This is a genomic window from Vibrio sp. MACH09, assembly GCF_033238805.1.
GTDB lineage: Bacteria > Pseudomonadota > Gammaproteobacteria > Enterobacterales > Vibrionaceae > Vibrio.
In genome coordinates, this window is the sequence record NZ_BSFZ01000002.1 from 575,785 (window position 1) to 599,222 (window position 23,438).

Annotated in this window: 30 protein-coding genes and 1 pseudogene; 17 read left to right on the forward strand and 14 right to left on the reverse strand. The window is 40.3% G+C overall.

Going from position 1 to position 23,438, the window contains the following annotated elements; genetic code table 11:
- Nucleotides 1-2 precede the first annotated feature (2 nt).
- The 4 genes from CHJ_RS17855 to CHJ_RS17870 all read left to right on the forward strand — a co-directional run bounded on the left by CHJ_RS17855 (nt 3) and on the right by CHJ_RS17870 (nt 2,328).
- Nucleotides 3-1,094 (forward strand): ABC transporter ATP-binding protein, encoded by a 1,092-nt coding sequence (locus tag CHJ_RS17855; protein WP_317918483.1) that lies wholly within the window; start codon nt 3-5, stop codon nt 1,092-1,094.
- Between the two features lie 33 nt (nt 1,095-1,127).
- Entirely contained in the window at nt 1,128-1,268 is a 141-nt protein-coding gene (locus tag CHJ_RS17860; RefSeq protein ID WP_171753399.1) for a hypothetical protein, read from the forward strand.
- The gene (locus CHJ_RS17865) at nt 1,269-1,667 is read left to right on the forward strand and encodes an OsmC family protein (protein ID WP_317918484.1); all 399 of its coding nucleotides are present in this window, start codon (nt 1,269-1,271) and stop codon (nt 1,665-1,667) included.
- A gap of 151 nt (nt 1,668-1,818) precedes the next feature.
- Entirely contained in the window at nt 1,819-2,328 is a 510-nt protein-coding gene (locus tag CHJ_RS17870; RefSeq protein ID WP_171753401.1) for a DUF2850 domain-containing protein, read from the forward strand.
- A 20-nt stretch (nt 2,329-2,348) separates the two neighbouring features.
- Here CHJ_RS17870 and CHJ_RS17875 read toward each other — a convergent pair whose 3' ends face one another.
- Together CHJ_RS17875 and CHJ_RS17880 are read right to left on the reverse strand one after the other, a co-directional pair.
- Complete coding sequence (locus tag CHJ_RS17875) at nt 2,349-3,242, reverse strand: cation diffusion facilitator family transporter (protein ID WP_317918485.1); 894 nt, start codon at nt 3,240-3,242, stop codon at nt 2,349-2,351.
- A gap of 172 nt (nt 3,243-3,414) precedes the next feature.
- Nucleotides 3,415-4,293, reverse strand: a complete 879-nt coding sequence (locus tag CHJ_RS17880; protein WP_317919208.1) for a LysR family transcriptional regulator — start codon at nt 4,291-4,293, stop codon at nt 3,415-3,417.
- 459 nt (nt 4,294-4,752) lie between these two features.
- Between CHJ_RS17880 and CHJ_RS17885 the strand changes: the two genes are divergently transcribed.
- On the forward strand, nt 4,753-5,940 hold the full coding sequence (locus tag CHJ_RS17885) for a tyrosine-type recombinase/integrase (RefSeq protein ID WP_317918486.1): 1,188 nt from the start codon (nt 4,753-4,755) through the stop codon (nt 5,938-5,940).
- Between the two features lie 128 nt (nt 5,941-6,068).
- Here CHJ_RS17885 and CHJ_RS17890 read toward each other — a convergent pair whose 3' ends face one another.
- The gene (locus tag CHJ_RS17890) at nt 6,069-6,644 is read right to left on the reverse strand and encodes an outer membrane beta-barrel protein (RefSeq protein ID WP_317918487.1); all 576 of its coding nucleotides are present in this window, start codon (nt 6,642-6,644) and stop codon (nt 6,069-6,071) included.
- A 115-nt stretch (nt 6,645-6,759) separates the two neighbouring features.
- Nucleotides 6,760-7,368 (reverse strand): hypothetical protein, encoded by a 609-nt coding sequence (locus CHJ_RS17895; RefSeq protein ID WP_317918488.1) that lies wholly within the window; start codon nt 7,366-7,368, stop codon nt 6,760-6,762.
- Between the two features lie 325 nt (nt 7,369-7,693).
- On the opposite strand from CHJ_RS17895, the gene CHJ_RS17900 reads away from it, so the two are divergent.
- The 7 genes from CHJ_RS17900 (at nt 7,694) to CHJ_RS17930 (ending at nt 12,824) form a co-directional block, all read left to right on the forward strand.
- The gene (locus CHJ_RS17900) at nt 7,694-8,176 is read left to right on the forward strand and encodes a tetratricopeptide repeat protein (RefSeq protein WP_317918489.1); all 483 of its coding nucleotides are present in this window, start codon (nt 7,694-7,696) and stop codon (nt 8,174-8,176) included.
- 137 nt (nt 8,177-8,313) lie between these two features.
- Entirely contained in the window at nt 8,314-8,469 is a 156-nt protein-coding gene (locus tag CHJ_RS17905; RefSeq protein WP_317918490.1) for a hypothetical protein, read from the forward strand.
- Between the two features lie 17 nt (nt 8,470-8,486).
- Nucleotides 8,487-8,711 carry a hypothetical protein gene (locus tag CHJ_RS17910; protein ID WP_317918491.1) on the forward strand — a complete coding sequence of 75 codons (225 nt, stop codon included), beginning with the start codon at nt 8,487-8,489 and terminating at the stop codon, nt 8,709-8,711.
- Between the two features lie 625 nt (nt 8,712-9,336).
- A complete protein-coding gene (locus CHJ_RS17915) occupies nt 9,337-10,989 on the forward strand; it encodes an SgrR family transcriptional regulator (RefSeq protein WP_317918492.1) in 1,653 nt (550 codons plus the stop codon).
- Nucleotides 10,990-11,062: 73 nt separating this feature from the next.
- A complete protein-coding gene (locus tag CHJ_RS17920) occupies nt 11,063-11,689 on the forward strand; it encodes a LysE family translocator (protein WP_317918493.1) in 627 nt (208 codons plus the stop codon).
- 215 nt (nt 11,690-11,904) lie between these two features.
- On the forward strand, nt 11,905-12,393 hold the full coding sequence (locus CHJ_RS17925; RefSeq protein ID WP_317918494.1) for a GNAT family N-acetyltransferase: 489 nt from the start codon (nt 11,905-11,907) through the stop codon (nt 12,391-12,393).
- Between the two features lie 65 nt (nt 12,394-12,458).
- The gene (locus CHJ_RS17930; protein ID WP_317918495.1) at nt 12,459-12,824 is read left to right on the forward strand and encodes a hypothetical protein; all 366 of its coding nucleotides are present in this window, start codon (nt 12,459-12,461) and stop codon (nt 12,822-12,824) included.
- 47 nt (nt 12,825-12,871) lie between these two features.
- Here CHJ_RS17930 and CHJ_RS24150 read toward each other — a convergent pair.
- From CHJ_RS24150 to CHJ_RS17975, 10 genes and pseudogenes are all read right to left on the reverse strand, one after another.
- A pseudogene (locus CHJ_RS24150) lies at nt 12,872-12,937 on the reverse strand (RNA-directed DNA polymerase); the annotation flags it as partial.
- A gap of 813 nt (nt 12,938-13,750) precedes the next feature.
- Nucleotides 13,751-13,975 (reverse strand): hypothetical protein, encoded by a 225-nt coding sequence (locus CHJ_RS17935; RefSeq protein WP_317918496.1) that lies wholly within the window; start codon nt 13,973-13,975, stop codon nt 13,751-13,753.
- Between the two features lie 71 nt (nt 13,976-14,046).
- The gene (locus CHJ_RS17940; protein ID WP_317918497.1) at nt 14,047-14,253 is read right to left on the reverse strand and encodes a hypothetical protein; all 207 of its coding nucleotides are present in this window, start codon (nt 14,251-14,253) and stop codon (nt 14,047-14,049) included.
- A gap of 313 nt (nt 14,254-14,566) precedes the next feature.
- The gene (locus CHJ_RS17945) at nt 14,567-14,857 is read right to left on the reverse strand and encodes a hypothetical protein (RefSeq protein WP_317918498.1); all 291 of its coding nucleotides are present in this window, start codon (nt 14,855-14,857) and stop codon (nt 14,567-14,569) included.
- A 73-nt stretch (nt 14,858-14,930) separates the two neighbouring features.
- Nucleotides 14,931-15,932, reverse strand: a complete 1,002-nt coding sequence (gene yejK / locus CHJ_RS17950) for a nucleoid-associated protein YejK (RefSeq protein WP_317918499.1) — start codon at nt 15,930-15,932, stop codon at nt 14,931-14,933.
- 238 nt (nt 15,933-16,170) lie between these two features.
- The gene (locus CHJ_RS17955) at nt 16,171-16,428 is read right to left on the reverse strand and encodes a hypothetical protein (protein WP_317918500.1); all 258 of its coding nucleotides are present in this window, start codon (nt 16,426-16,428) and stop codon (nt 16,171-16,173) included.
- Entirely contained in the window at nt 16,412-17,065 is a 654-nt protein-coding gene (locus CHJ_RS17960; RefSeq protein ID WP_317918501.1) for an AAA family ATPase, read from the reverse strand. The genes CHJ_RS17955 and CHJ_RS17960 overlap by 17 nt, the downstream gene beginning before the upstream one ends.
- Nucleotides 17,062-17,580: a PadR family transcriptional regulator gene (locus tag CHJ_RS17965; protein WP_317918502.1), complete on the reverse strand. Its 519-nt coding sequence runs from the start codon at nt 17,578-17,580 to the stop codon at nt 17,062-17,064. The genes CHJ_RS17960 and CHJ_RS17965 overlap by 4 nt, the downstream gene beginning before the upstream one ends.
- Nucleotides 17,581-17,674: 94 nt before the next feature.
- The gene (locus CHJ_RS17970) at nt 17,675-18,184 is read right to left on the reverse strand and encodes a hypothetical protein (protein WP_317918503.1); all 510 of its coding nucleotides are present in this window, start codon (nt 18,182-18,184) and stop codon (nt 17,675-17,677) included.
- Nucleotides 18,185-18,487: 303 nt separating this feature from the next.
- A complete protein-coding gene (locus CHJ_RS17975) occupies nt 18,488-19,198 on the reverse strand; it encodes a LexA family protein (RefSeq protein WP_171753417.1) in 711 nt (236 codons plus the stop codon).
- Nucleotides 19,199-19,339: 141 nt separating this feature from the next.
- Between CHJ_RS17975 and CHJ_RS17980 the strand changes: the two genes are divergently transcribed.
- From CHJ_RS17980 to CHJ_RS18000, 5 genes are all read left to right on the forward strand, one after another.
- Nucleotides 19,340-19,582, forward strand: coding sequence for a YdaS family helix-turn-helix protein (locus CHJ_RS17980; protein ID WP_317918504.1), 243 nt, complete (start codon nt 19,340-19,342; stop codon nt 19,580-19,582).
- A 407-nt stretch (nt 19,583-19,989) separates the two neighbouring features.
- On the forward strand, nt 19,990-20,985 hold the full coding sequence (locus tag CHJ_RS17985; protein ID WP_317918505.1) for a helix-turn-helix domain-containing protein: 996 nt from the start codon (nt 19,990-19,992) through the stop codon (nt 20,983-20,985).
- A 117-nt stretch (nt 20,986-21,102) separates the two neighbouring features.
- Nucleotides 21,103-21,465: a hypothetical protein gene (locus CHJ_RS17990; RefSeq protein ID WP_317918506.1), complete on the forward strand. Its 363-nt coding sequence runs from the start codon at nt 21,103-21,105 to the stop codon at nt 21,463-21,465.
- 9 nt (nt 21,466-21,474) lie between these two features.
- Complete coding sequence (locus tag CHJ_RS17995; protein WP_317918507.1) at nt 21,475-22,500, forward strand: DUF968 domain-containing protein; 1,026 nt, start codon at nt 21,475-21,477, stop codon at nt 22,498-22,500.
- Entirely contained in the window at nt 22,497-22,967 is a 471-nt protein-coding gene (locus CHJ_RS18000) for a VRR-NUC domain-containing protein (RefSeq protein WP_317918508.1), read from the forward strand. Before CHJ_RS17995 ends, CHJ_RS18000 begins: the two co-directional genes overlap by 4 nt.
- The last annotated feature ends 471 nt before the right edge of the window (nt 22,968-23,438 follow it).

Below are 23,438 nucleotides of genomic sequence, written 5' to 3' on the forward strand. Positions count from 1 at the left end.
CGATGACTGGTTTAAAATTAACAAATATTAAAAAAGCCTACGGCGACACTGAAGTACTGCATGGTATTGATTTAGATATCGATATTGGTGAGTTTATTGTTTTTGTTGGTCCGTCAGGTTGCGGAAAATCGACTCTGCTTCGTATGATCGCAGGGTTAGAAGATATCACCAGTGGGGAGTTAGAAATTGAAGGGGCAGTCGTTAACGATATGCCTGCCGCCATGCGTGGTATTGCTATGGTGTTCCAAACTTACGCGCTATACCCGCATATGACCGTATATGACAATATGGCCTTTGCTATGCGCATTGCAAAGGAATCAAAAGAAGAGATCGACAAACGGGTAACACAGGCGGCAGAGATGCTGCAATTGACGCCTTATCTTGGTCGGTTACCTAAAGCACTCTCTGGTGGACAACGTCAACGTGTGGCCATTGGTCGAGCCATTGTCCGGGATCCTAAAGTATTCTTGTTTGATGAGCCATTGTCTAATTTGGATGCGGCTCTTCGAGTGCAGACCCGAATAGAAATTGCCAACTTGAAAGAGAAGATGGATAAGACCACCATGATATATGTTACCCATGATCAGGTGGAAGCGATGACATTGGCGGACAGAATTGTGGTGTTGTCGGCGGGTAAAATTGAGCAAGTAGGTTCGCCATTGGAGCTATATACCAACCCGGCAAACATATTTGTGGCGAGATTCATCGGCTCGCCAGCAATGAATATTTTGCCTGCGGAGTTAGTCGCTGCAGGAGAGAGTGGCACGGTTAAATTTAGTAATGGTAACCATGCTGTCTTCCCGCATTCGTGTCCAGAGACGTTATTGAATCAGCAATTACAGGTGGGTATTCGCCCTGAAGATTTTGAACTGGCAACAGAAGAAGAGTCGTTCGTTACAGGTCAGGTGCTGTTTGTGGAGTCGCTTGGTGAAGTAACGCTATTGCATATTGAAGTTGAGGGGCAGGAAGAACCTATCGTCGCGAAGTTGCCGGGTATTATCAACCAAAGTAAAGGACAGACCATTCATCTTAAAGCATCGTCAGACACGCTTCACTTGTTTGATAACAATGATATTTCAGTCAAGCACTTGTAATTAATCGTTAAAGTTATTTCGGCGGGAGGCATTATGCCTCCCTTTTTTATGCCAGTATTGACCAGTTACTCAATGGAAATATTTACCGTACAGGTAGGTTATGCCATAGTGGGTTACGATTTGAGCAAAAACAGAAGATGCTTGAACTTAATGACAGAATTTAAAGGTAAATAGATGCAAGCTGAAGTGAAATGGGTTGAAGAGTTTAAATTTGTTGGACATTCACAGTCGGGACATCAAGTTGCGATGGATGGTAATGGTGGTGAAACTGCACCAAGTCCTATGGAAATGGTATTGATCGCCGCTGGCGGTTGTAGCTCGGTGGATGTAGTTGACGGACTGAAAGAGCAAGGCCAAAAGGTAACGAGTTGCACTGCTAAACTAACGACCGAAAGACGAGAAACCGCGCCACGATTTTTTACCGCCATCAACATTCATTTTGAAGTGTCTGGCGAAGATCTTGATCAGGATTTGGTTGAAAAGGTTACTGCAGATTCGTTAGAAAAATATTGTTCAGTCTGTTTGATGCTAGCAAAAGGGGTAAAAATGACCCATAGCTTGGCTATAATTTAACCATAACTATGTGTGGTTTGTTCAAGAATGAAGCCAAAGGTCATAGAGTATCGACCAACAGTATGTATGATAAAACGCGTTTTATGACGGCACAGTATATGTGACGGTAAAATATGTAATTGACCTCAACAAACAGGATTGAGAGACGTTTATGGCACGATTAGTTAACAACAGACAAGCCGTTAACAGTAACCAATCAATGAATATGGGATTGGCCTCTAAATGCCGAGGAATGTCGACGGTCATGACGGTGTGGTTATCATTTGTGGTGGTGGTGGCCATTTTGGCCGGATATGTAGGTTTTGTTACTTATCAGCAGCATATCGACCCGAATCGAGTCTATGGTAAATGGACTGAAATTGGTGGTCCAGAATGGGCGGCGGATCAGTTCTATCTAAGTGAAAATGGTGTTAAGAAAAACAATCGCTATTTGGCGACGTTTTTCTTGTTTGATGGAAAGATCGTGACCTATCAGAGTGGCGACAAAACCGTAGAGTTACAGATTTTTGGTAAAAGTGATGAGAGACTACGCCGTATTACGGGCGGTGGTCATGCGACCTCATTTATCAAAGAAGGCTTTGAACATACCTTACCTAAACAAGATAACGTGGGGCCAGCACGTAGAGTCTCATTAGCGGAGCATTTTCAAAGTAAGAAGTGACCAAGCGTAGCCGAGAGAGGCTAAGCTAGTTTCAAGTTTAACCGAAGATCCAGTGGTAAATCTGCCAAATGACCAGCCAAAGCGCAGCGTGTGTGTTCTATCTCTTTAGGTAGAATCGCTGTGTTTGGTCGGGTTTTAATCGTGACATCTACCCGTAGTTCTCTACCAATTTTGGTTAAACCTATCAGTTCAATATCGTGCTCTCTGACTCTAGATACCGCACGCATACCTTCATCAACCTTAGTGCAGATCTCTTCGCTAGGCCTCATCATAAGCAGTTCACGTAGCGCATCTTTTAACATCAGCAGAGGTACTTTAATAAAGTAAACAGATATCAAGCACATCATGACAGGGTCGGCGTAGACAGCGTACTGAGATGAAGAAGAGTGGCTTATTATCCATGCAACAATAAAACCTAATGTGACTGCGATACTTAATACGGTATCCATTTTCCATTGTTTTACTTCAGCATCTATCAACCCACAGGCTAAACGTTGGTTTTTCTTTTGTAGATACCACCAAGTAAAGCCACAACCGATAACGTTAATAACGCCAAAAAGTACGGCAATGGTGGACTCTATTGCTCTGCCACCATTAAAAAGATCAATCGTTGCATTGTAAAGTGAGACGGCAACTACAGAGAGTATTACCATACCTTTAATCGCAATGACTGCCGGCTCTAACATTGCTTTACCAAAGGGAAAACTGGATTTTGAAGGCTGTTGGATATATCTGGCGACCGCCAGTGATAAGAGCGTTAAAAGTAGACTGATTAACGAGTAAAAACCGTCAAAAAGAATCACTAAAGAGTCTGCAATAAGCCCTAATACCAGCCCCCCTAGAGCGAATGCTGACGCAAATAGAGCGGAAAGTATCAGTACTCTGTTCTGTTGATTGGTTGATAAAAATGACATTGCTACTCTCGGTTAAAAACCTGTCATTAATATTGACAATCTAACGGAAAGTTACAATGAGTGATTAAAACTCCCACATCGAATAATGAAAGGGGTGATAATTACTTGAATAAAAACAGTAAGATAGGTGGTTATTTGCCTGTCAAATAAACTGACACTCACTGCTGTGCGGTTAAAAATCAAATAAGAAGTCGCTGAGTTTGTCGGTTAACCAAAGCATACCAGGATCGTCTCCCATACCTGCGGCAGTAAACATGCAGTAATCTTCTTGGGTTAACCCGTAGGTGTGTTTAATGACGGCCAACTGCTCTTGGCGTAAATGGTGTCGTATAAGAGGTTCAGGAAGTACTCCCCACGCCTCTTCAGACAATATGGTGTTCAACATATAATCAAAACTGGAAAAACCAATGTAGCGTAGAGAGAATGGCTGTAATTCTGGGTTATCTTTCTCGTTCAGATAGGCCATGGATGCTTGCATATGCTTTCTTAGCTCGTCGTCAGAAACACGGCGCATTTTGCTAAGGGGATGCTCTTTTTTACACACCGACATCATACGGATCTTTCCCAATGGCTGGTAAATGACTCGTGGGTCATCATTTCGCTCATAATCCACACCAAATGCAAAGTCCACTTGCTTTGTCTCAACCAGATTTGCCAAGTCGCCACTGGATGCGAGTACAATATTGAAGGATGTCGCGGGAAAGTTGTTGTTGAGTTGGTGAGCGAGATCTTGCCACAAGTCATCTGGTAATGCGTCATCACGAGCAATCCATACTTCTGCGCTAAACTCGGCAGATGCATGGCTACAAGTTTGTTTAATTCGGGCATAGGTAATAAGCAAATTTTCACAATCTTTGTAGATCGCTTTACCAGCTTCTGATAACTCTACGTGATTGCCGCTACGAGTAAATAATGAAACATCGAGATCTTTTTCCAATGCTTTGATTGCCATACTAAGCTTAGTTCTATTGCAGTTTAATTGTCGTGCCGCTTCAGAAACAGATCCTAGATCGGCGACTTTGCAAAATGCTTCAATATGTGACAAATTCATCATTACTCCTTGATTGCCAGCTAAACGGATGACTTACAATGCGTAAATGTGCATTCGATAGCTTTTGAGTGAGTCAAGGGTAACTAATTTGCTTCACTTTTCCCACGTATTAGGTGAACAATGTTGCTTCTATTGAAAAAAAGTAAAAAAGATCGACATTTTGGCGTGAAGCGAATAAGTAATTTGTTTACCATACGTAAGCAGATCTAAAGGATGTATACGGAGGCCAAATGGCTCATAACTGGGATAGTTGAGTATAACCCTTTCTCCATTAATCATCGTTTTCTTTTTATGTTCCCATATCTTTATTTCAACTCAATCAAAACAATGGATTGAATTGATTTCGTATTGTATCTTATCTTTGGATTTTATGTTTTTTCTTACTTTTACATTTGAATTTGCGTCCAATTATGCGTCCAAATTTTAATGTAAGTGCGTCCAATTATAAGAGATCTTATTGTGAGTATTACCGACAAGCAGCTAAAAGCAATTGTTAGATATGACACCTATACTGGGCCATCAGAACTAAGTGACGGTGAAGGTTTTATTGCCAGAGTGTCACCTAAGGCAAGAATTATATTTCAATATAGGTGCCGGTTCAATGGTAAGAATCAGCGATTTAAGATAGGTAAATATCCGATAGTTAGCCTTAAAGAGGCAAGGCAAATTCATAAAAGAATGCTAGAGCATAAAGAAGCGGGACGAAGTCCTGAAATAGCATTAACTTGTGAAACCGAATTTATTACTTTGGATGACTGCCTGAATTATTGGTTTGAAAATAAAGTATCTACTTTGAAAGAAGGTACTCAGGTTCTATATAAATCGGTTGCCGATAATCATTTCTATGGTGAGTTCCCTGAAATAAATGTAGCAAGTATTACCGCTCGAGAATGGGTGGTATGGTTGGATAAAATCGCAGAGAAGAATCCCAAAGTGGCAAACTCAGCGTTTGCTAGGATGAGAGCGTGTTTAAATTTTTGTAAAAGTAAGTTCCTTATTGATGGTACTCATCTTGATAAGATTAGACAGCAAGATATAGGTGCTCCCTCAGATGTTGGAGATAGAGTACTTACTTGGAGTGAATTGGCAAAAATCTGGATAGCGATAGAGCGAAGCCAAGCGGCCACTCCGACGAAGAACCTTCATCTTATTACATTGCTATGGGGAAACCGGATATCAGAGCTTAGATTAGCAAGGCGAGAACATTTTGATATGAAGGCGGGGATATGGACGGTACCTGCAGAGTTGAGCAAAACTAAAAAGCCAATTCGACGTCCAATACCGGAGAAGGTAAGACCTATCTTAGAGAGAGAAATGCAAATTTATGATGATGTGCTTTTCCCTGGCGCTAAATTAGATATTCCACTATCTATTGCTTCTGCAAATCGATACATTCGTAGGTTAAGAGCTGGTATCGATATTCCAATCTGGAGAACTCATGATTTTAGGCGTTCAATATCAACGGGAGCCTCTGAGCTTGGTGTCATGCCGCATGTGGTTGAAAAGATGTTAGGGCATGAACTAGGTGGTGTTTTGGCTATCTATAACAAACATGATTGGTTGGACGAACAACTGGTGGCTTATAACTTGTATGCAAATAAGATCTTAGAACATGTTGCACAATTGCGATGTTATTTATTAAGTTAGTTTTATATTTTTAAGTGACAAGGTTTCTGTGTCTATGAAATTTATTTTTAACAAGTATTTCTATAGTGGCATAGATAAACATATATGCCGATACTTAGATAAAGTACTTTAGTATCGGCATATGTATTTTAGAAGTTAAATGCAAGCCCTGCGAACAAAGTATTTGTGTCAGATTCAATGACTCTATATCCTCCTTTTATCGAAAGCTGGTCGGTAATTAACATGCCGAGCTCTCCACCAAAGGTGAACCCTGAATCCACTTTATCGGCGAGATTGGAGCTCGTTGTGTTGCCGTTAACAGTATAGCTTGCTTTACCTGAAGCAGATAAATTGGCATACCCCACTTGTCCTCCAATGAAAAAACGGCCTAAGTAGAACCTCGGTTTGTAACTTAGGTTTATTGCTGTTAATTCCAGTTCTCCAGAACCTTTGATACCAAGTGCTGTGTCATCAAAATTATATTTTGCAGTTCCTAGGTTTATGTATTCAACTTCAAATGCATTGGTCCAGCTACTAGATGATGGAAGTTGATAACCAAGCTGTATTGCATACCCTGAACCGTCTTTCTTAGAGGCTGATGGGATTTCTGGAAAATTAGAATGTACATAATCGAGTCCAACATAAAAATTGGACTGGTCATTAGCCGCCAAGGCAGAACCAGAAGTGAAAACTGCGATGGATAGTATAGTGAATAATTTATTCATATGATATTTGTCTAAATTTAACATTTTTTAGTGGATTAAAAAGACTGCTTACGAGAGTGCAGGCTAAATAATCGTTCTAATTCATTGGTATAAAAAAGTTTTTTTTGAAGATCAATTAGTGAAAAGAAAATTGAATACCTAGGTTTATTCCAATTTCTCTTTCTTCTCTTTTTGCGAACTCAAGACCAGCAATTAGCCCAAATGTGGAGCCAAACTGAAATACATTCTTTACTTCTATAGCATCGCGAGCTGTGCCAAGAAAGTCCCGCTGATAGGAGATATGGGCCATCCAGTGATTAGCAATTTGACTCTTTATGCCTCCTTTACAATATAATCCTTCTTCAGTATTATTTTCGGCATAATCACTTTCTGTTCTGAAATTAACAACACCACAAGAAAAAGGTGTTGAAAATATAGGGTTTCTAAAAGCAATATAACCAGCTCCTGCCTCCCACTTATCAACGTCAGTACTAAATCGAGTATTAAAGGCAGAGTAACCTTCAATAAAAAAATCGCCCACAATGTTCGCACTTAAATCTAGATATAAACCACCCAGTGTCTTATCTTCTTTATTCTCATATTTGTCGTTCGTATAAGGCTTTAATGCACCAGAACTATATTTAATACTAGTGTAACCAAAACCGAGATGAGAGTAATTTTCTGCAATATTACTATCCGCAATAGCTGGTAGAGAAAGTAGGGCTAAAAGGAGTGTTTTTCTCATTGTAATTTCCTTCATTATAACTTAACGCAACTCGTCTTTACATTTTTGTAACTTAACGGGGATCTATTTTACATTTTGATGGGTAAACTAAAGATATTAGTTAACATGTTTATATTATTTATTTGTATTTTGCAATTGGTATATTGATTTTATGAATGCATCTAACATATTCAATGTGCATGACATTAATGCGTTCTATTGAGTTTATAGTACTATAGCTGTTAGGTACGAGTTGGTTATAGATTTAAGTACGATCGGTGGGTGAAGAGTATAATACGAGCCTACGGGTCTAAGATGATCTTTGTTATAAACTTGGAGAAGAAAAGTGGAAACTGTTATTAATCAAGCGATTGTATTGAGGAAAGAGGAAAAATACCAAGAGTCTAGGGCTTTGTTAACAACGTTATTAGATGATAATAGTTATTCAGCGATAGCTCATTTACATATAGCGTGGTCATATGACAATGAAGGTAAGGAACAAAAAGCTATTGAACACTACCTATCATCTTTATCAGGCATACTTCCTTCGATAGAGAGGTTTGATGCTTTGTTTGGTTTGGCGAGTACTTATCGAAGTCTTGGGAAATACTCCGAGGCACTAAACTATTTTGAGCAAGTTATAAATGAGTATCCTAGTTTTATCGAAGTTCAGCCTTTTTATGCTATGTGTCTCTACAACTTAGGCCGCAACAAAGAAGCAACTTCGTTGTTGCTTAATCTTATAGTGTCAACAACAAATAGTGATGCAATTAAAGAGTACCAGCGAGCCATTTCATTATACGCACAAGATTTAGATAGAACTTGGTAAAGTGGAGTGTATTTGGCTACTTGATAACAAGCTTTGCGGTACAGGAAACAACAGGTGGTATATTAATCTTCTCATATTATGTAACTTTCTATATTAAAATACACTTTGTATTTTTATGGGCTTTTAAAGGATTCTATATGAATATAAGACCAATAATTTTGATTATCGTTATTGCTATTTTTTCATTTTGGTTGGGGCTTCTAGCTAATGAGTTTTATTATGATGATATATGCTTAGATTTAGGCGGTGGAAAGAACCCAGGAGACTATCCTATTTGTATCATTGAAAAATAAAAAATTAAGGGATTTCTATGAAAGACAAATTATTTATTGTTAGTACAATCATGCTAGTTTCATCTGCGCTGTTTGGATTGTTAGAGACTAGATTTTATGGTGATATTGGTCCTGATGGTGTGCTCCAAGAAAGCTTGTTCCTTCCTTTGGCATTTATTTTCTTTGCACTGGCAATAGTTCTTTATCTTTTATTACTAATACAGTGGATAATAACAAAGATAAGAGTTAATAAAATTAACTAAAATCTTATTTATAGAATAAAAATGATTTTATTAAAATTAAGTGTTAGGTTTGTTATTATAGAGTAACTGAAAGGATTCGGAGTCATGTGTTCCTAATGATAATTTTAGGAGCCTAATGAGGGCTACAAATGGCGTATTAGGCATGAGGGTAGACAACAACGAAGGAAAATTTTCTAGCAGCTGTCACCATGCTTGGTCAAAATTTATTCAAGCATAGTTGGGTATTGGGAAAATTATGAGGGATTTCTCAGAGCAAAGCGACGAATTCAAGATACGAATTAAAAGATGAACTATTTATTTTAAAGAGAACATTATTACTTCCGGTTTGTTCCTTGATAATCCCCTATAGAGTCATTGCTATGGGAATCAAAATGAATCCACTCGATTACACTTTCTACACTCTAAATGCAAAGCGCTACTTAGTTGAACCAGAACAACCAATGGCCGTCGTACGAAATAGGTCTTATACAAAAGTATATGGGGTGTTTTTCTTGGTTGGCTTTCTGGTCGGTCAGATTGTCCATTTTTAGCAAACTTACTAAGTAATCTCAAAACGATAATTTAAGCTTAAAGGTATAATTTTGAAAGAGTCAGCGTATTTAATGAACATAACTCTGAGGTAAACATGGTAGGTTTTCAGTCGATATCCACTGGTCATTTGCAACGTTTAAAGCAGTTGGAGAAACACTTTTCTCTCAATGAAACTTATGATGTTGATATTGCGGTTCTTGCTGACATTCTGGTTTGCTCTGAAAGGTATGTTAGCAAGTTAATGGCTTCTTTTGACAGTTTTGGAATTATTCGTTGGGCTTCAGGTAAGGGACGCGGCCATCGTTCGAAATTGACGCTTCTTCAAGGCTTTGAACCATCATTGCTTACACAGTTAGAGCGAATGGTTTGCTCTGGCAATATTAATCAGGCATATCGAATTGCTACTCAGTTTGGTGAGGTTCGTCTATTCCAAGACCACTTGCCTCATTGGCTAGGGGAAGTGCAGCAAGAGTTGAAAAAACAAAATACTTTGATGTACTTAGTGCCTTATTTATTACCGGAATGGCGACCATTTATGGCGCAGTCCTCGCGCTCAATTTTATTGATTGATAGCATTTTTGAAACGCTACTTAGATATCAACCGGAACAACAGAAAATTATTCCTCACCTTGCACATCAGTTCCATTACAGTGGCAAGCAAGTTCGCTTGAGAATCCGCAATGATGTAGTGATGCACAATGGTGAACTCCTTACTCCGGAGCTTATCAAATCAAATATCGAGATGCGCCGCGATACACCGCATCCATATCAGGTTTTGTTTCGCCATATAGAACATATTGAGATAGATAAACAGTGGGTCATTATTTATATGGGTCAGTGTGATCCGGTATTTTTGCACTTGTTAGCCGATTCTCACAGTGCGATCTTTGACTATAAGTTATCAACGCCGATTGGGTGCGGGGCTTATCAAGTGAAAAAGCTAGAACAACAGTGTTGGAGTCTAGTTCGCAATAGCCGCTACTTTGGTTTGGGAGGACATATTGAACGCGTAGAGTTTTGGAGCAGTGATGCCGAACCTCAAGCTTCTATGCACGTGGTGGAACAACTCTATTCTGAGTCCCAACTAAGTCTGCCCCAACAAATCGACCATAGTGGGTGTACTGTTCTACAGTTCCACCATCATGAGAAAGGTCTATCAGCACAAGAAAGAGCTTGGATCGTACATCATAGCCGACAATTCACACATGGCAGCTCAAAAGAACTGGCAAATAGTGTGATTAACTGCCATCAAGATAAAGGGTTTCACTTATTCAATAACGAAATGAAAGCACCAGCTCGTCCCGTAAGAATTGAAGTGGCAGAGAGTCATATTGCAGAGTTAAAGCCTTTGCTTGATGCGTTGTCTAAAAAAGGGGTCGTTTGGCGGGTAAGTACCCGAGGGGAACCTAATGTCACCTCTGATGTATCTTATGATTGTTACGTATTTGGCGACGATCTTGCTTATCAGTATTATGAATGGATGCTTTGTGGTAATGTTTTCAGGCAATGTTTACCTGATAGAGGAAAGCAGAGCTTGTTGACATTTATTGACATGTTAATGCAGGAAAGCAACAACAGTCAGGAGTTTCTGAATAAGCTGTATCGAGCGGAAGATTGGCTGATTCAGAACTACTATTATTGCCCACTATGGTGGAATCACTTTACTGTTACTCGTGCGGACAATCTGTACGGAACGGAAACAAATAATATGGGCGTAATGTCGCTAGTGAACATGTGGTTTGAGTGATCGTCTCATTTGAGAACGATAGAGAACATCGGAAAGTTAGTATAAGTCAGTGATGGTATATTGAGGATAAACAATGGAATTGCACGTTTGGTTTGGCTTTGTTATAGCATCACTAATTCTTACTGCTACACCTGGACCTAGCGTGTTTTTAGGTATTACACATGCGCTAATGTATGGTCATAAACGCGTGTTCTACACGGCACTTGGTGATATTTCTGCTAACTTGATTCAAATGTTATTGGTTGCTTTGGGTTTAGGAGTGATTATCACGAGTTCGGAATTTGCATTTAACCTCATCAAGGTTTTTGGCGTTGTTACATTATGTTATATGGGGATAAAAATGTTACTAGCCTCTCCCAAGCAGGTAAGTTGCTCTACGTCGAATGAACAGAACTTGCGTGCTTCTAACGTGAAACTGTTCTGCTCGGGCTTTTTAGTAGCAGCCGGCAACCCTAAGGCGATCATTTTCTTTTCCGCGTTTCTCCCACAATTTATTCGTGTGGATTCGCCTGTTCTACCTCAATTAATGATTATGTGCCCAACTATGGCGTTTCTGGATTTCAGTTTAGTTATGCTCTATGCGTTTTCTGCTAGACGAATTGTCGATGCAAGCAGTATATCTCTTGCATTGGTAAACAAAGGAAGTGGTATCTTGATGCTAGGAGCCGCTGGTATTCTAGCTTTGAAGAGTCAAAAGTAACATTAATATATGACCTTTGGTTTAATCAGTCGAGTTTGAAAAGCATAGGAAATATTAATTTACGCTTATCGCTAGCAAATAATAATCTTTTGCTCACTTACTGCATTCTAAAGCAAATGTGATACATAAGGCGTACAGTAGAATGCTGCTTAAGGGGCTGCGCTCTATATGTGCTTTTGGATAGATTAACGGATCGATAATAAAGAGTAACACTAATGATTATAAAAAAAGCGACAACAAAAGAAGCAGACTTATTGGTTCACTTTATTAAGAAGTTAGCTGACTATGAGCAGTTCCCATATGACGTAACGGTTACTAGTGATGATCTTCGGGAAAACTTATTATCTGCGTCCTCGACGGCGGAGGCGATACTTTTATATGAAGAAGGTCAACCATGTGGTTTTGCTGTTTATTATTATACATTCTCGACTACAACCGGAAAGAAAGGTATGCACCTAGATGATTTGTTTATCGAGCCAAAATATCACGGACAGGGGTTTGGTAAGCAGGTTCTTGCGTATTTGTCGAAATTAGCACGAAAAAATAATTGTGCACGCTTTGAGTGGTGGGCTTTAAAAACTAATATATCGGCAATACAATTCTATGAACGAGTTGGTGCATGCCAGTTGGAAGAATTGGTTATTTTTCGACTGAATGAAAAAGAAATTTCGGATCTAGTTAATATTGAGCTGCTAGTTTCTTGAGGCTAATAACTATGAAATACAATGGGCTAAAGATAAAGTTTAAGCACTTCGTAATAGCAATGTGTATGAGCTCGAAATTATTTGCTTCACCTCAATACAAAATAGAAGTGTCGGTTGAAAGCAATCACCAGACTTTATATTTTGAGCCGTTTTATGTTTCTGAAGGATTTTGGGGTAAGACAGAAGCTCGTTATTGCGTATATCGTGGGCAAATTACTCAGCAAGATAGTGGTCTACTGCTTGAAAGTAAAATGGATTGCCGTGAGGGTACGAGCCAATCTCACTATGAAATGCCTATCTTTGTTGTAGAACAATCAGGTGGTGATGTTAGTATTACTTATGAAGATGAAGATGAAGATGAAGATGAAGATGAAGATGAAGATGGAGATGGGTTTTGGAAGTATTCGGCGAAGATTCTTACAACAGAATAGGGCCTCGTGCTACTAAATAAAGTTAAAAACTTGAAATTTTATTAATTGGCTTGATACGCTTTTCTGCTCAATTGATTGACTGCTTTCATGCGGTGCGTATCCGTGTTCCGTATGTCGCGCAATGTCAGTTTAGATGCCCGCTATAGGGCGGAGAGTTCAACGATTACGAAAGAGCATGGGGCAATCTTTTTCCGACTCTCGTGCTTTTTGGCTACAGTGTATTAACCACTTCCGCTGCTCATCGATTAACGCACCTTACGCGGATTCACTTATGTCCATCATGCTGACTATCTAGCACTTACCCAATTTTGTAGTTATCAGGAGGATCGTTTTCTCACGATTTAGATCCCGATTGGTGCATGACCAATCTTCGTTACATTGTCAGACTCGCTACTATATTCAGAGTCCTAGGTTCATCTGGTGATACAGATGGTTCACTCGTTGGGCGGTGAACAGCGCTTCATACGACTTCACGTCGTACGCCCCATTTCAATTCAGGATATTTTTCCATCAAACTTTACGAAAGGTCTTTTGACCTATGTTTTCTAATCAGTGTGATGTCTACGCTTTTGGGATCCTACTAATTTTGAGAACACTGTTTTAAGATTCAGTTGTTGGATTCGCGGTTGCCGAAAAACAAAACTGCATATTATGTGGAACCAAAGCAAAAAAAGGCTCTGAAGATAATTAATTTCAAAGCCTTTTATTATATGTGAGGCTAGTAGCTATAGCGTCCCGGGATCTAGGGCAAACAATCTAAACGTATCACCGACAGATCCTTTACATATTTCAGCCGCTCTTAGATCGCTTGTGTTGGCACCTCAAAAACCCTCCCAAGGAGTCGTTAGAGTATCTGAATAATGGTTAATATTGCACTCAAAAGAACTACCAGTCCCAAATTTGTATGCATATGCGGCAACACAAAGTTAGTCATTCTCACACGCTGCTTGGCACTCATTGCCTAATGTTGCAGAAAAGTCAAACTGACGAACTACAAATGAATCTTTGATACTCCAATATGCAAAGTTACCATCTATTCGAATTGCAACTAAATCGCTTTGAGTTGACTCTAATTGACTTGGGTCATTATTAATGTCTGCAAAATTCTCACCAGACTTCCAGTAGGCAGTGAGGGTGCAGCGGAAGGACACCCATCGGGGTATTGCCCAACATTTGCGAATGCGTCACAAAAACTTTTGAAGTTGAAGCTAGCCTCTGGGTGCTATACAACACTTACGGTAGGGGTGTTTGACTGACAGTCATCGACAGAAAAAATCCCATCTCTATTTGTGTTCTTATTAGGGTTATTTATGCCATTTTGGTTTGTATCCCAACAGTTAATACCCGCTGCTCTTTCTGTACCATCTGAGGGGCATCCTGTTAAGGCAACCACGGATAAAAAGATAATGGCTGCTATTTTCAATTTCATAAATTCATCCTTGAACTAAAGTTACATCTCATTAACAAACTATCAGGCATCTAAAAAGTGTCAAGCACTATTTTTTTGTTAATTAATTCATTAGATTGAGTTTATTTTCCATATTTGTACGAGAGTTTAAATTTTTGATACAACAAACAATTTTTCCATAACTTGGGTAACTACTCTAAGAAGCTTTTGTCCAAAAGTGAGCTAGCAGTATCTGATTCCAATTGTGATTCCAATTTTTTCTACAAATCACTACAGCCGACATTCCCGCAACAAGAGAGCCTTACTATCTGAGATAGTTAGTCACAGCGCCAAATTAATTAACATTAAACCCACCCACATGCACCTGCCAAGCATTGATGCTTTCACGAAGAAAGCGCTGTGGATTACTAGATATAGGGTTAGGAAAGTTGCGATGGTGACGCCAACTGATTATTGCACCGCGCTTAACACCAAAAGTATCCATTACTTCCTGAAGGCACATGAGATTGTTTGAGGAGTCAGGATATTTTTCTGCGTCATATAGAATACTAGTGGGGTGAGCCTTCTCTTCTTTCGGCTCTAGGAATGCTGGTGGAGTGTAGTTAAAGCTGTTTATATGTTGCATGGTGGCACCTGTAAATAACAGGCTATTACCGTAATAGCGTATTAAGGTAATAGCCTAATAGAATATTAACTTATTACTTTACTCGAATAAGCTGATCTTTAAGGTTCGGCGGTGTGCCTTTAACGGTAAGCGTATCGGTTTCGGGGTCATAGAAAACACGTTCCCCAAGCAGCGTTGAATCAAAGCTGATGTTTAAGCCTCCTCCTGTCCCCACGTACTTAGTCAGTTTTCTAATAACTGTGCGATCTGCTGGAAAGCTTTCTTCAAGTTCGTAACTTTTATCCTGTGTGTAGTTGTAAAGGCTGGTACCGTCTTCGCTTAAAGGGACTTCTGATGAAAGCTCTTTAACCACAATTTCTTCGTTTGAATTGAGCTGTTCATTACAATAATCATGGACCTGTTTTTTGTAGCTGGTGGTTTCTTCCTTATCTAATTGGCCATCGCTACAGAAATCTTCGACTGCCTGCATCAGTACCTGGTTTTGTTGCTTAGTATCAAAACCAGTATCGACTTGCAAAAAATCCAAAAAGAAATCGGAAACTTTTCGACCAACACGGCCTTTCAAGAAACTGACATAACGATTGCTGTCCTTGTCGAACTCCATCGTTGTGAGATCAATACGAGCAGCAACAGTCATGCCGGTGACATTGAGGTGATCTGTTGCGCCTACATCAAGGTGGCTATCTACTTTAAGGCTCTCTATGGAAGGAAGAATGGCAATAAAGAGGTAATCAGTAGCTAGGCTTTGGTACTGAGCAAATATAAGAACGCCAGTATCAGCGAATGGATACTTCGTTAATTCGTTTTTCAGCCGTTCTGCTGAACGTTTAGAAAACTCGTAGTATTCGATATCTTTGCTTTTCTGTTTGGCAAGCCAGGTACTAAACTCGCTGTGCTCTAGAAAGCTACCGAATCCTTTACCTGCCTTTGCGTTATATACTCGATGTAGTTCTGCAACAAGTTGGTAGGCCGAAGCATTAAGATCGAGTAGGTTATCTCGGTAATTGACGACTAATTCATCCTGGTCATTCATCTCTAACTGATGAAGGGCGATGTGAGAAATGGTTAGGCTCATAATTGTGCTTCCGTATTGGGTTAAGGATGGCAAATAGCCGGAGAAGTGTTGTGGTAACCAAATGTTCTGCAGTAGTCATGCACCTGCGATTTCGGCACAGTTTTCAGAAATTTGCGCAAGAGCTCGTAACTCGCTATAGTTAGGTCGTTCATAACTATTCCTTATGTTGGTAGGTTGTGAAACAAAGACCCTGAACGTTGGTAGCGGAGCAGGGTCTTTTGCTATCTGGAGTATGCCTTTATAGGCGTTTTTTCTTTGCTAACTTAGCCATATCATCAATGCTGTTTTGCTTAAAAAACTGAGCAAGAGCCATTTCAACAACTTCAGAAACAGAAGCATCTTTAATACGGTGGCTAAATGTCAGTTCATCGACCCAGTGGTTAAGTTTGTCTATCTGTTCGATTGGTAGGCTGACACTTTGGCCCTTCTTTTTTGCCTTACTAGGCTTGGTGAATGAGGGGGAGGTAATAGCATCTTTGCTAACCGGCATCTTCATATCCCAGCACCTCTTTTAGTTCATGAAACAGTTCTAAGAAGTTATCTCGAGCTTTCTTACCTTTATCGCCCATTTCCAGAACACTTAGGCCGTGGGGAACGGAGCCAGAGAATGCTTTGTTGATGTAAATACGCGTATCAAGTAAATCTACATCGTCAAAATGCTTCAGTGTCTCTGCAGTGCCAATGGCATCATCCATATTATAAAGTGGCTGGCACCGGCTAAGGAAGAAACGGGATTTAAGCTCTTTATTGGACCATCTGGCTTTTTCAATAATCTTAAGAAAGTCGGGTAGGGTATTTACATCAAGCTGGCTTGGTTCCATAGGGCAAAGAACGAGGTCGGCAACTTCTAATGAAGAAAGCAGCTCCTGAGTAATGCCGCCCTCAAGGTCTACAATCACGTAATGGTATTTACTGTCTAGGTTACGAAGCCCTTGGCCAATGTCTCCCCTTAAGGAATAGCAATGAATGTCAGGTTTAGTTTCTCTTAGGTAGTTCCATTTGGTGACAGACTGCAGGTCATCAGCATCAACCAACACAACGTCATAGCCTTTTTGCATCAATGCCACTGTTAGGTTAAATGCAGTGGTACTTTTGCCTGGTCCACCTTTAGCCGTTCCTATGGGGATAATCATGAAGCCTCCGCAATACTGAGAGTATCGAGCGCTTCTTTTGCCCAGTTAATATCTGCTTCCACTTTGAAGAGTTGCTTTTTGATAATCAGGCCGTAAATTTTGCTGACACCTGAATCCACTGACTCCGCGAGTAGTGCCGCTTGTTTTGCTTCACATTGCGTTAGAAAAGCATGAATTTTGTCTGAGGCGACTTCATCGCTATTGGAGGCAAACAGGAGAACCGCTAATTTGTCTCGAGTCACTTCCAACTGCAGTTCTTCATGCCGAAGTTCTGCTAGGTGTTTTTTGCCTGCAGGTGTCAGTGAATATTTAATGCGGTCGGGCTTTCCTGATTGAGGCTCTATTTGAGTGGTAGCAAAACCAATTTGCTCAAGTTTGCTTAAATCTCGATATACCTGCTGATGGCTAGCGGACCAAAACGAGTGCCATTTTTCCTTTATCATTTTGGTAATGTCATAGCCAGTTAGACCGTCGTTCTCTTCAATAGCGGCAAGGATAAGTGTTGGTAGGTTCATAGGTTATTTCTCTATTCGGTTAATAAGGTAATTGGGTGTTAGGCTAATAGCGTAATAAAGTAATACGTTGGTAGCGGAGTAAGGTATTACGCTATTAGCGTATTGGGGTAATACACTCAGAGTGCGCTTGAGAAGCGGTAGCTAAAAGAATCTTTTTAACTCGGCTAAACACTTGCTTGGTAAAAGGTTGGTCAGTGATTTTGGAAACCGCGCCAAGCTTGAGTACTTTATCCAACGTTTCAAGGTGTGTATCTCTGGCTTCGATAATCATGGATATCAGTAATTCATCCATACTTTCAGCACGAAAAGGTCGTTGGATAGATTTAGAGAACCTGGCGCTGCTTAACTCAATACCAATCTTCTCGAAGAACAGACTATCAACCAGTGAGAGGGGTTCTTTTCTGGTTTCGGATAGCTCCATGAGCAGTGTTGTATCGTCCTGGTACTTTTGCATCTCAGTAGAAAAGTCATCTTCAAAGGACTCAACAACGATGCTGCGGTATTGTTTAAATAGGTTTATGTAAAACTCGGCTGGTAGCCTCAACTGTTTATTTGCAACATAGGCGCAGAGCTTATCGGTTGAGCGTTCATAGATTTTTTCCATAACAGTTCCTTGTAATCAAAACTCACTGGATCAGTAAGCTTTGATAAAAGCTGTATTCCTGTTCGTGTCCGTAACAGTCATCGCCCAGCTTTGGCGATTCGATTTTTGGGTTAACCTGCCCGGGCGCTTCTTCGCCCTTTCAGTAATGTTGGGTAACGGATAAGTATTACCCGATGCATATTAGCTTACTTATTAGTAACGCTTCGTGTCAATTACTTTTTGGTAACGCATGCTTTTGGGGTACAAAAAAACCGCTCGAATAAGCGGTTTTGGGAGGTGTTGGTTTGTTTGGTGTTTGAGGAGTTACCTTAGCTTCCACTTTGCATCGATAACAACGCCAACTATTTTACAATCACCATTAATAGGGATTGGCTTATACATTGGATCTGGATTGAGAGGTTTCAGAAACTTTTGCCCAACATCAATAACGAGCTGTTTAAATGTTGCCTCATTCACACTTTTTAGCTTTGCGACCACATAGCTTTGATTGATTGCTTCAACTTCTGGGTCGATCAGGATGTACATCCCATCAGGAAAGCTGATTCCGGATAGTGTGGACATAGAGTCCCCTACAACTTTGAGCCAAAATGCATTATCACTCGCTTTTTCTGTTGTAAGTAAATACTCATCTATTTCATGACGTTGGTATGGTTCCACCGCTTCAGCCCAAGTACCTGCGGTTACGGCACTGATTACGGGGTACTTGTTTTTGATTTCTATTGATTCAGGTACTTCAGATACATTGCTAAAATCGAATTCAGGTGGAGGTGCGATACTGTTTGGATCAAAATCTGGATGATCAAATGCTCCTTGCGGTAATCTAAAACCAGTATTAATAAGCTCTACCATTTTCTCTGAAATAGGTTTTTTCCCTGGATTACCAGCAGACATAAGCATTCGTGAAACATACGATGGGCTGCGATCAATTCTTCTTGCTACTTCTGCAATTTTCCCACCACATAACTCATCTTTTAATTTAATTAGATTTAATCTACGAACTTCATATCTATCCATAACTACCTGTTTTAATTCGGCTTATCTTTTATGTACTTGATAATTTTACCACTTATTACCAATAGGTAAATGTTCTAAGGGGAACGTTAATGGTTGATTTAATGCTTACCAATAAGTAACATCAAATGAGAGGTAACGATTATGATTGCATTAAGAAACTACTTAAAAACACTACCATCAGATGAAAAACATGAATTTAGTGACAAATGCGGAACAACAACTAACTACTTGAGAAAGGCTGTTTCTATTAATCAGCTTCTTAATCCGATCGTTTGCTCTCTAATAGAAACCCACTCATGTGGGGCGGTAACAAGAGAGCAGTTACGGCCTGATGACTGGCATATTATTTGGCCAGAACTTAAGGGCCGAACATCGATTAATTAATTCAGTTACTTAAAAGATAGCTGCACTGATTATGCAGTGCAATTGATTTGCTAGGTAATTTTGATCAATGAGGGCGTGTTGCACCCACGCGAAACAATAACCTGCGAGCACCTGGAGAACGAATGATGATTACGTAAATGCTGGTAGATAACGGTACATTTTGGAGACAAGAAAAAACCGCACCCGAGGGCGCGGCCAGTCTCGCTCGTCCAAAAAAAACTGTTAGCACCAGTTTTGGACTGACGACCTCAATTCATCCGTTTAAGCGGGAGGGCGCTTTGCGTCCTGAGAACCGAGGTTATTCACTAAGGAACCCTGTAAGTATATGCATTACTGGGGTAGGAGACAAATTATGATGAAAATTATCGCTGGTGGAGGTGGTTTTTGCTTAACCATAAGGAGGCCGCATGAGCAGAGTTGCAAATGACTGGGCGTGGGGCATCAATATTAAGCCAGCAAGTCTCAAGTTGCTCCTTTTAGCTATGGCTGATAGGGCTGATGAATACCATTGCTGTTATCCCAGTATAAAGCGATTAGAAGTGGATACAGGCTTAGATAAGAAAACGATCGCTTCTCATATTTCTAAGCTTGTAGAGCAAGGAATCATTGCTGATACGGGAGAGCGAAAAGGCATTACAAAGCGGGTAAAAGTGTATCGCCTAGTTGGTATTAGTTCAGGTATTGATGAAATAGATATTCGGTCAAGTTCGAATGTACCCGAAAACGGGGGTATTAGTAATACACCCAAAAACGGGGCTGTTGATAACTTATCTAATAGATCCGAAAACGGATCATTGAATACACCCAAAAACGGATCATTGAATAGATCCGAAAACGGATCACAGAACCAGTCATTAGAACCACCCATAGAACCAAGTAATAAAAAATATATAAAAAAGGATTTCGACAAAGATTATCTCGAGCGGGCTTATCTGACATTTTGGCAGGCAGGGTTAAACCAAACCAATACGGTTCAAGCCGAAAAACTGTTCCATCAACTTTGGCAAGATTTGGATAAAGAACCAATGGAGTTTGCTCAGTTTCTCAGAGAGGACATCGAGAAGCGGCTTAGTCTAAATCAATATGGTTTTGAACGGCTTCACCCTGCAACGTATCTCAAGAACAAACGTTGGCTTGATGAGTACATAGTATTTCGAAAGGGGCGAAAGGTGAGCCTGACACCGCTTCAGCTTCAGATTGATTCTACGCAAGAGCGCCTTTGTCAGTTGCAAGCCAGGCGTAAATCGGAACAACAGAGTTTGGAGCTCCATGAGCGAGGAGGTACAGCATCGCTGGTGGCTTTGGATTCTTTTCGAAACAGCATCAAAAACATTGATAACCAGATTGTTGGTATCGAGCAGCAGTTGAGTCGTTTGAGAACCGACAGTGGAGGTGGCTCATGAATTCACTAGATTTTAATCGAATATTTGACTTTGTGCTGGTGGATCATTTTTTTGAAGTGGCCGCTGCGCTGTTGATTATCGTAGGTATTTGGTGGTGGTGATATGGGAGTATCAGGTATGACAAGAACAGAACAATTAATTGAAACGCTGGAAGCGAATTTTCCAGAAGGCTCCCCACGTAGAACTGTTGGGCGAATCTTGATAACCAGTGACAAGCGAGTATCTATTAGAAACATGGTTGATATTACAGGTTTATCGACAGGGTCAGTAACCAGTGCTGTAGAGGCTCTACGGCGTATATTTGTTGTCAGTACGGTAGTCGTTGATAAGTTACAGCACCATACTATCCCGACATCGGACAGTGCGGATTCAATTGATATTCCAGATTTAGTAAATAAATCCCTAATGTCTAGTACACCGGATGGGTACAACCCTAACGGTTATTTCAAGGGCATTGGTTATGGTTCAATTCAGTTGTAGGTGATGGGTTTGTTAATCGCTAAAGCGCAACCGCTAATTGACATGGGAGTGACTGTTCTACAGACAGGCCCTAATACCCGAAAGACGCATGAGCTGGTGAAAGAAGGCCGTGTATTACTGCAGGTAATTCCAGATGATTTAAATGATGTACCGGATGGATTTCTTACTAACGTTCAGATTGATAGGCCGAAGGTAAAACATCCACTGAAGGCTGACTTGTCGTTGGTACCGTTCTTTAGCCATGCGGATGTTGCTAGCAAGTTTGGTGATATAGAACATTTGGTTAGTTTTGTTGGTCGGTGCCAGGCTCATGATGGGGACTATTGCCACCAGCAGTTAGTCACAACCAAAGTAGGAATAAGCGCAGTTCGTCTTTGTTGGCATCATGACAACAAGCTCAAACCAGAGCAGTTGGAAAAGACGGCGAATAAAAATCTTGTCGCAATTAGGGTAGGGATAATTGGTAGTCAGTTGGGCTTTGATAAGAATCACGCACTCACCTATGCAGAGCTTTGCTGGTGGGCGGTTAGAAATGATGTTTACCAGCACTTGCCTAGCTCTATTCTTGATGCACAGTTTGGAGTGGAAGAAACCAGAAAAAGAAATGGCGTTAATGGCCATAAAGAAACGAACGCCAGATACAGCAATGCGGACCCACTGGAAGAGCTTAAGCGATTATCTAAGCCGGTATTAAAACTGGAAGTGAATGATGACCCTCCATTGGCGTATATGCGTAGCCCAAAACCAATGACCTGGCATTGTGAGAAGTACTTAGCATTTGTTAGGACGCTACCGTGTGTTGTAACTGGAGAGAAAACATCTGAAATGGTCACAGTATGTGCTCATCACCTAATAGGTCATGGTGAAGGTAAAATGGCAGGCAAGGCCCATGATTTGTTTGTATTTCCAATTAGAACTGATGAGCACACAAAACTACATGACAACCCTAAGCAATGGGAACGTAGATACGGCAGTCAGCTGCTGCACGTTAAAAATACGATTAGTAAGGCTTTAATGTTGGGGGCAATTGAATGAGTTCAGTTTTTGATTCTGCGTTAGATGCACTGATACAAAGTAAATCGTCCAAAAGAGGGCTGAAGTACAGTAAAGCGGATTCTTCACCAACAAGAGTAGAACGTGAAGCTCCTGAGCAAAAAGCGCTGGTGGATTGGGCCAATGTCACCACAATCGCGGGTTATCGGATAGGTGAGTACCTTACCCATGTTCCCAACGAAGGAAAGCGAGGTCCATTAGCTCAAAAGCAGTTCAAAGAATTAGGAGGCAAGGCAGGTTATCCAGACCTAATACTTGATATACCAACAGAGAGGTATCACGGCCTACGTATTGAGATGAAGCCACCACGTCAATACCGAAGCAAGTTATCGCCAGCTCAAAAAGAATGGCAGGAACGCTTGAATAAAGTTGGGTACCTGGTTGTGGTTTGTTATGGGTTTGAGGAGGCTAGGTGTGTGATAGGAGACTACATATTACATAGGTTCTAGTAGTAAACCCTTCGAATTAATATTGAACATTATTGTAAATTATGTGATTTTCATGTTTGGTATTGAATTCTGTGGAAAGGAGGAGCTTGAAGCTTTCGTCAAGGAAGCAGCCAAAGGAATTAAAAAAACTGAAAACTTAATTTAGTTCATCCAAATGTTTAGGAAAACTATTGTAGAGGTTGTACTTAATGTGGGAATTTATGAACATCTTGGCTATGAAAGATATCAACTCGCTAAGTTGAATAATAGTCATAATGGAAAGAGCAGTAAACGTGTAAAACTGAAGATGGAGAATTTAGCTCGATGCTACTCAGGATCGTCTTGGCTGGTTTGACCCCAAGTTAGTAAACTGAACCCCAATCACGATTTACCTCTATGGATGACAATATCTTGTGATTCAATGCTCAAGGAATGAGTATACGCGACATTGCGGTTTCTTTCTTTTCCATATGGATCACATTTAGTTTTTTT

Excerpts from the sequence above, each read along its gene's own strand:
- CHJ_RS17870 (WP_171753401.1), top strand. The coding sequence starts at position 1,819 with ATGGCACGATTAGTTAACAACAGACAAGCCGTTAACAGTAACCAATCA.
- CHJ_RS17970 (WP_317918503.1), bottom strand. The coding sequence starts at position 18,184 with ATGGAAAAAATCTATGAACGCTCAACCGATAAGCTCTGCGCCTATGTT.
- CHJ_RS17895 (WP_317918488.1), bottom strand. The coding sequence starts at position 7,368 with ATGAGAAAAACACTCCTTTTAGCCCTACTTTCTCTACCAGCTATTGCG.
- CHJ_RS17990 (WP_317918506.1), top strand. The coding sequence starts at position 21,103 with ATGACAAGAACAGAACAATTAATTGAAACGCTGGAAGCGAATTTTCCA.
- CHJ_RS17980 (WP_317918504.1), top strand. The coding sequence starts at position 19,340 with ATGATTGCATTAAGAAACTACTTAAAAACACTACCATCAGATGAAAAA.
- CHJ_RS17960 (WP_317918501.1), bottom strand. The coding sequence starts at position 17,065 with ATGATTATCCCCATAGGAACGGCTAAAGGTGGACCAGGCAAAAGTACC.
- CHJ_RS18000 (WP_317918508.1), top strand. The coding sequence starts at position 22,497 with ATGAGTTCAGTTTTTGATTCTGCGTTAGATGCACTGATACAAAGTAAA.
- CHJ_RS17880 (WP_317919208.1), bottom strand. The coding sequence starts at position 4,293 with ATGAATTTGTCACATATTGAAGCATTTTGCAAAGTCGCCGATCTAGGA.
- CHJ_RS17945 (WP_317918498.1), bottom strand. The coding sequence starts at position 14,857 with ATGCAACATATAAACAGCTTTAACTACACTCCACCAGCATTCCTAGAG.
- CHJ_RS17860 (WP_171753399.1), top strand. The coding sequence starts at position 1,128 with ATGCCTCCCTTTTTTATGCCAGTATTGACCAGTTACTCAATGGAAATA.
- CHJ_RS17905 (WP_317918490.1), top strand. The coding sequence starts at position 8,314 with ATGAATATAAGACCAATAATTTTGATTATCGTTATTGCTATTTTTTCA.
- CHJ_RS17955 (WP_317918500.1), bottom strand. The coding sequence starts at position 16,428 with ATGAAGATGCCGGTTAGCAAAGATGCTATTACCTCCCCCTCATTCACC.
- CHJ_RS17925 (WP_317918494.1), top strand. The coding sequence starts at position 11,905 with ATGATTATAAAAAAAGCGACAACAAAAGAAGCAGACTTATTGGTTCAC.
- CHJ_RS17875 (WP_317918485.1), bottom strand. The coding sequence starts at position 3,242 with ATGTCATTTTTATCAACCAATCAACAGAACAGAGTACTGATACTTTCC.
- yejK (WP_317918499.1), bottom strand. The coding sequence starts at position 15,932 with ATGAGCCTAACCATTTCTCACATCGCCCTTCATCAGTTAGAGATGAAT.
- CHJ_RS17890 (WP_317918487.1), bottom strand. The coding sequence starts at position 6,644 with ATGAATAAATTATTCACTATACTATCCATCGCAGTTTTCACTTCTGGT.
- CHJ_RS17930 (WP_317918495.1), top strand. The coding sequence starts at position 12,459 with ATGAGCTCGAAATTATTTGCTTCACCTCAATACAAAATAGAAGTGTCG.
- CHJ_RS17865 (WP_317918484.1), top strand. The coding sequence starts at position 1,269 with ATGCAAGCTGAAGTGAAATGGGTTGAAGAGTTTAAATTTGTTGGACAT.
- CHJ_RS17965 (WP_317918502.1), bottom strand. The coding sequence starts at position 17,580 with ATGAACCTACCAACACTTATCCTTGCCGCTATTGAAGAGAACGACGGT.
- CHJ_RS17940 (WP_317918497.1), bottom strand. The coding sequence starts at position 14,253 with ATGAAATTGAAAATAGCAGCCATTATCTTTTTATCCGTGGTTGCCTTA.
- CHJ_RS17920 (WP_317918493.1), top strand. The coding sequence starts at position 11,063 with ATGGAATTGCACGTTTGGTTTGGCTTTGTTATAGCATCACTAATTCTT.
- CHJ_RS17855 (WP_317918483.1), top strand. The coding sequence starts at position 3 with ATGACTGGTTTAAAATTAACAAATATTAAAAAAGCCTACGGCGACACT.
- CHJ_RS17975 (WP_171753417.1), bottom strand. The coding sequence starts at position 19,198 with ATGGATAGATATGAAGTTCGTAGATTAAATCTAATTAAATTAAAAGAT.
- CHJ_RS17910 (WP_317918491.1), top strand. The coding sequence starts at position 8,487 with ATGAAAGACAAATTATTTATTGTTAGTACAATCATGCTAGTTTCATCT.
- CHJ_RS17915 (WP_317918492.1), top strand. The coding sequence starts at position 9,337 with ATGGTAGGTTTTCAGTCGATATCCACTGGTCATTTGCAACGTTTAAAG.
- CHJ_RS17985 (WP_317918505.1), top strand. The coding sequence starts at position 19,990 with ATGAGCAGAGTTGCAAATGACTGGGCGTGGGGCATCAATATTAAGCCA.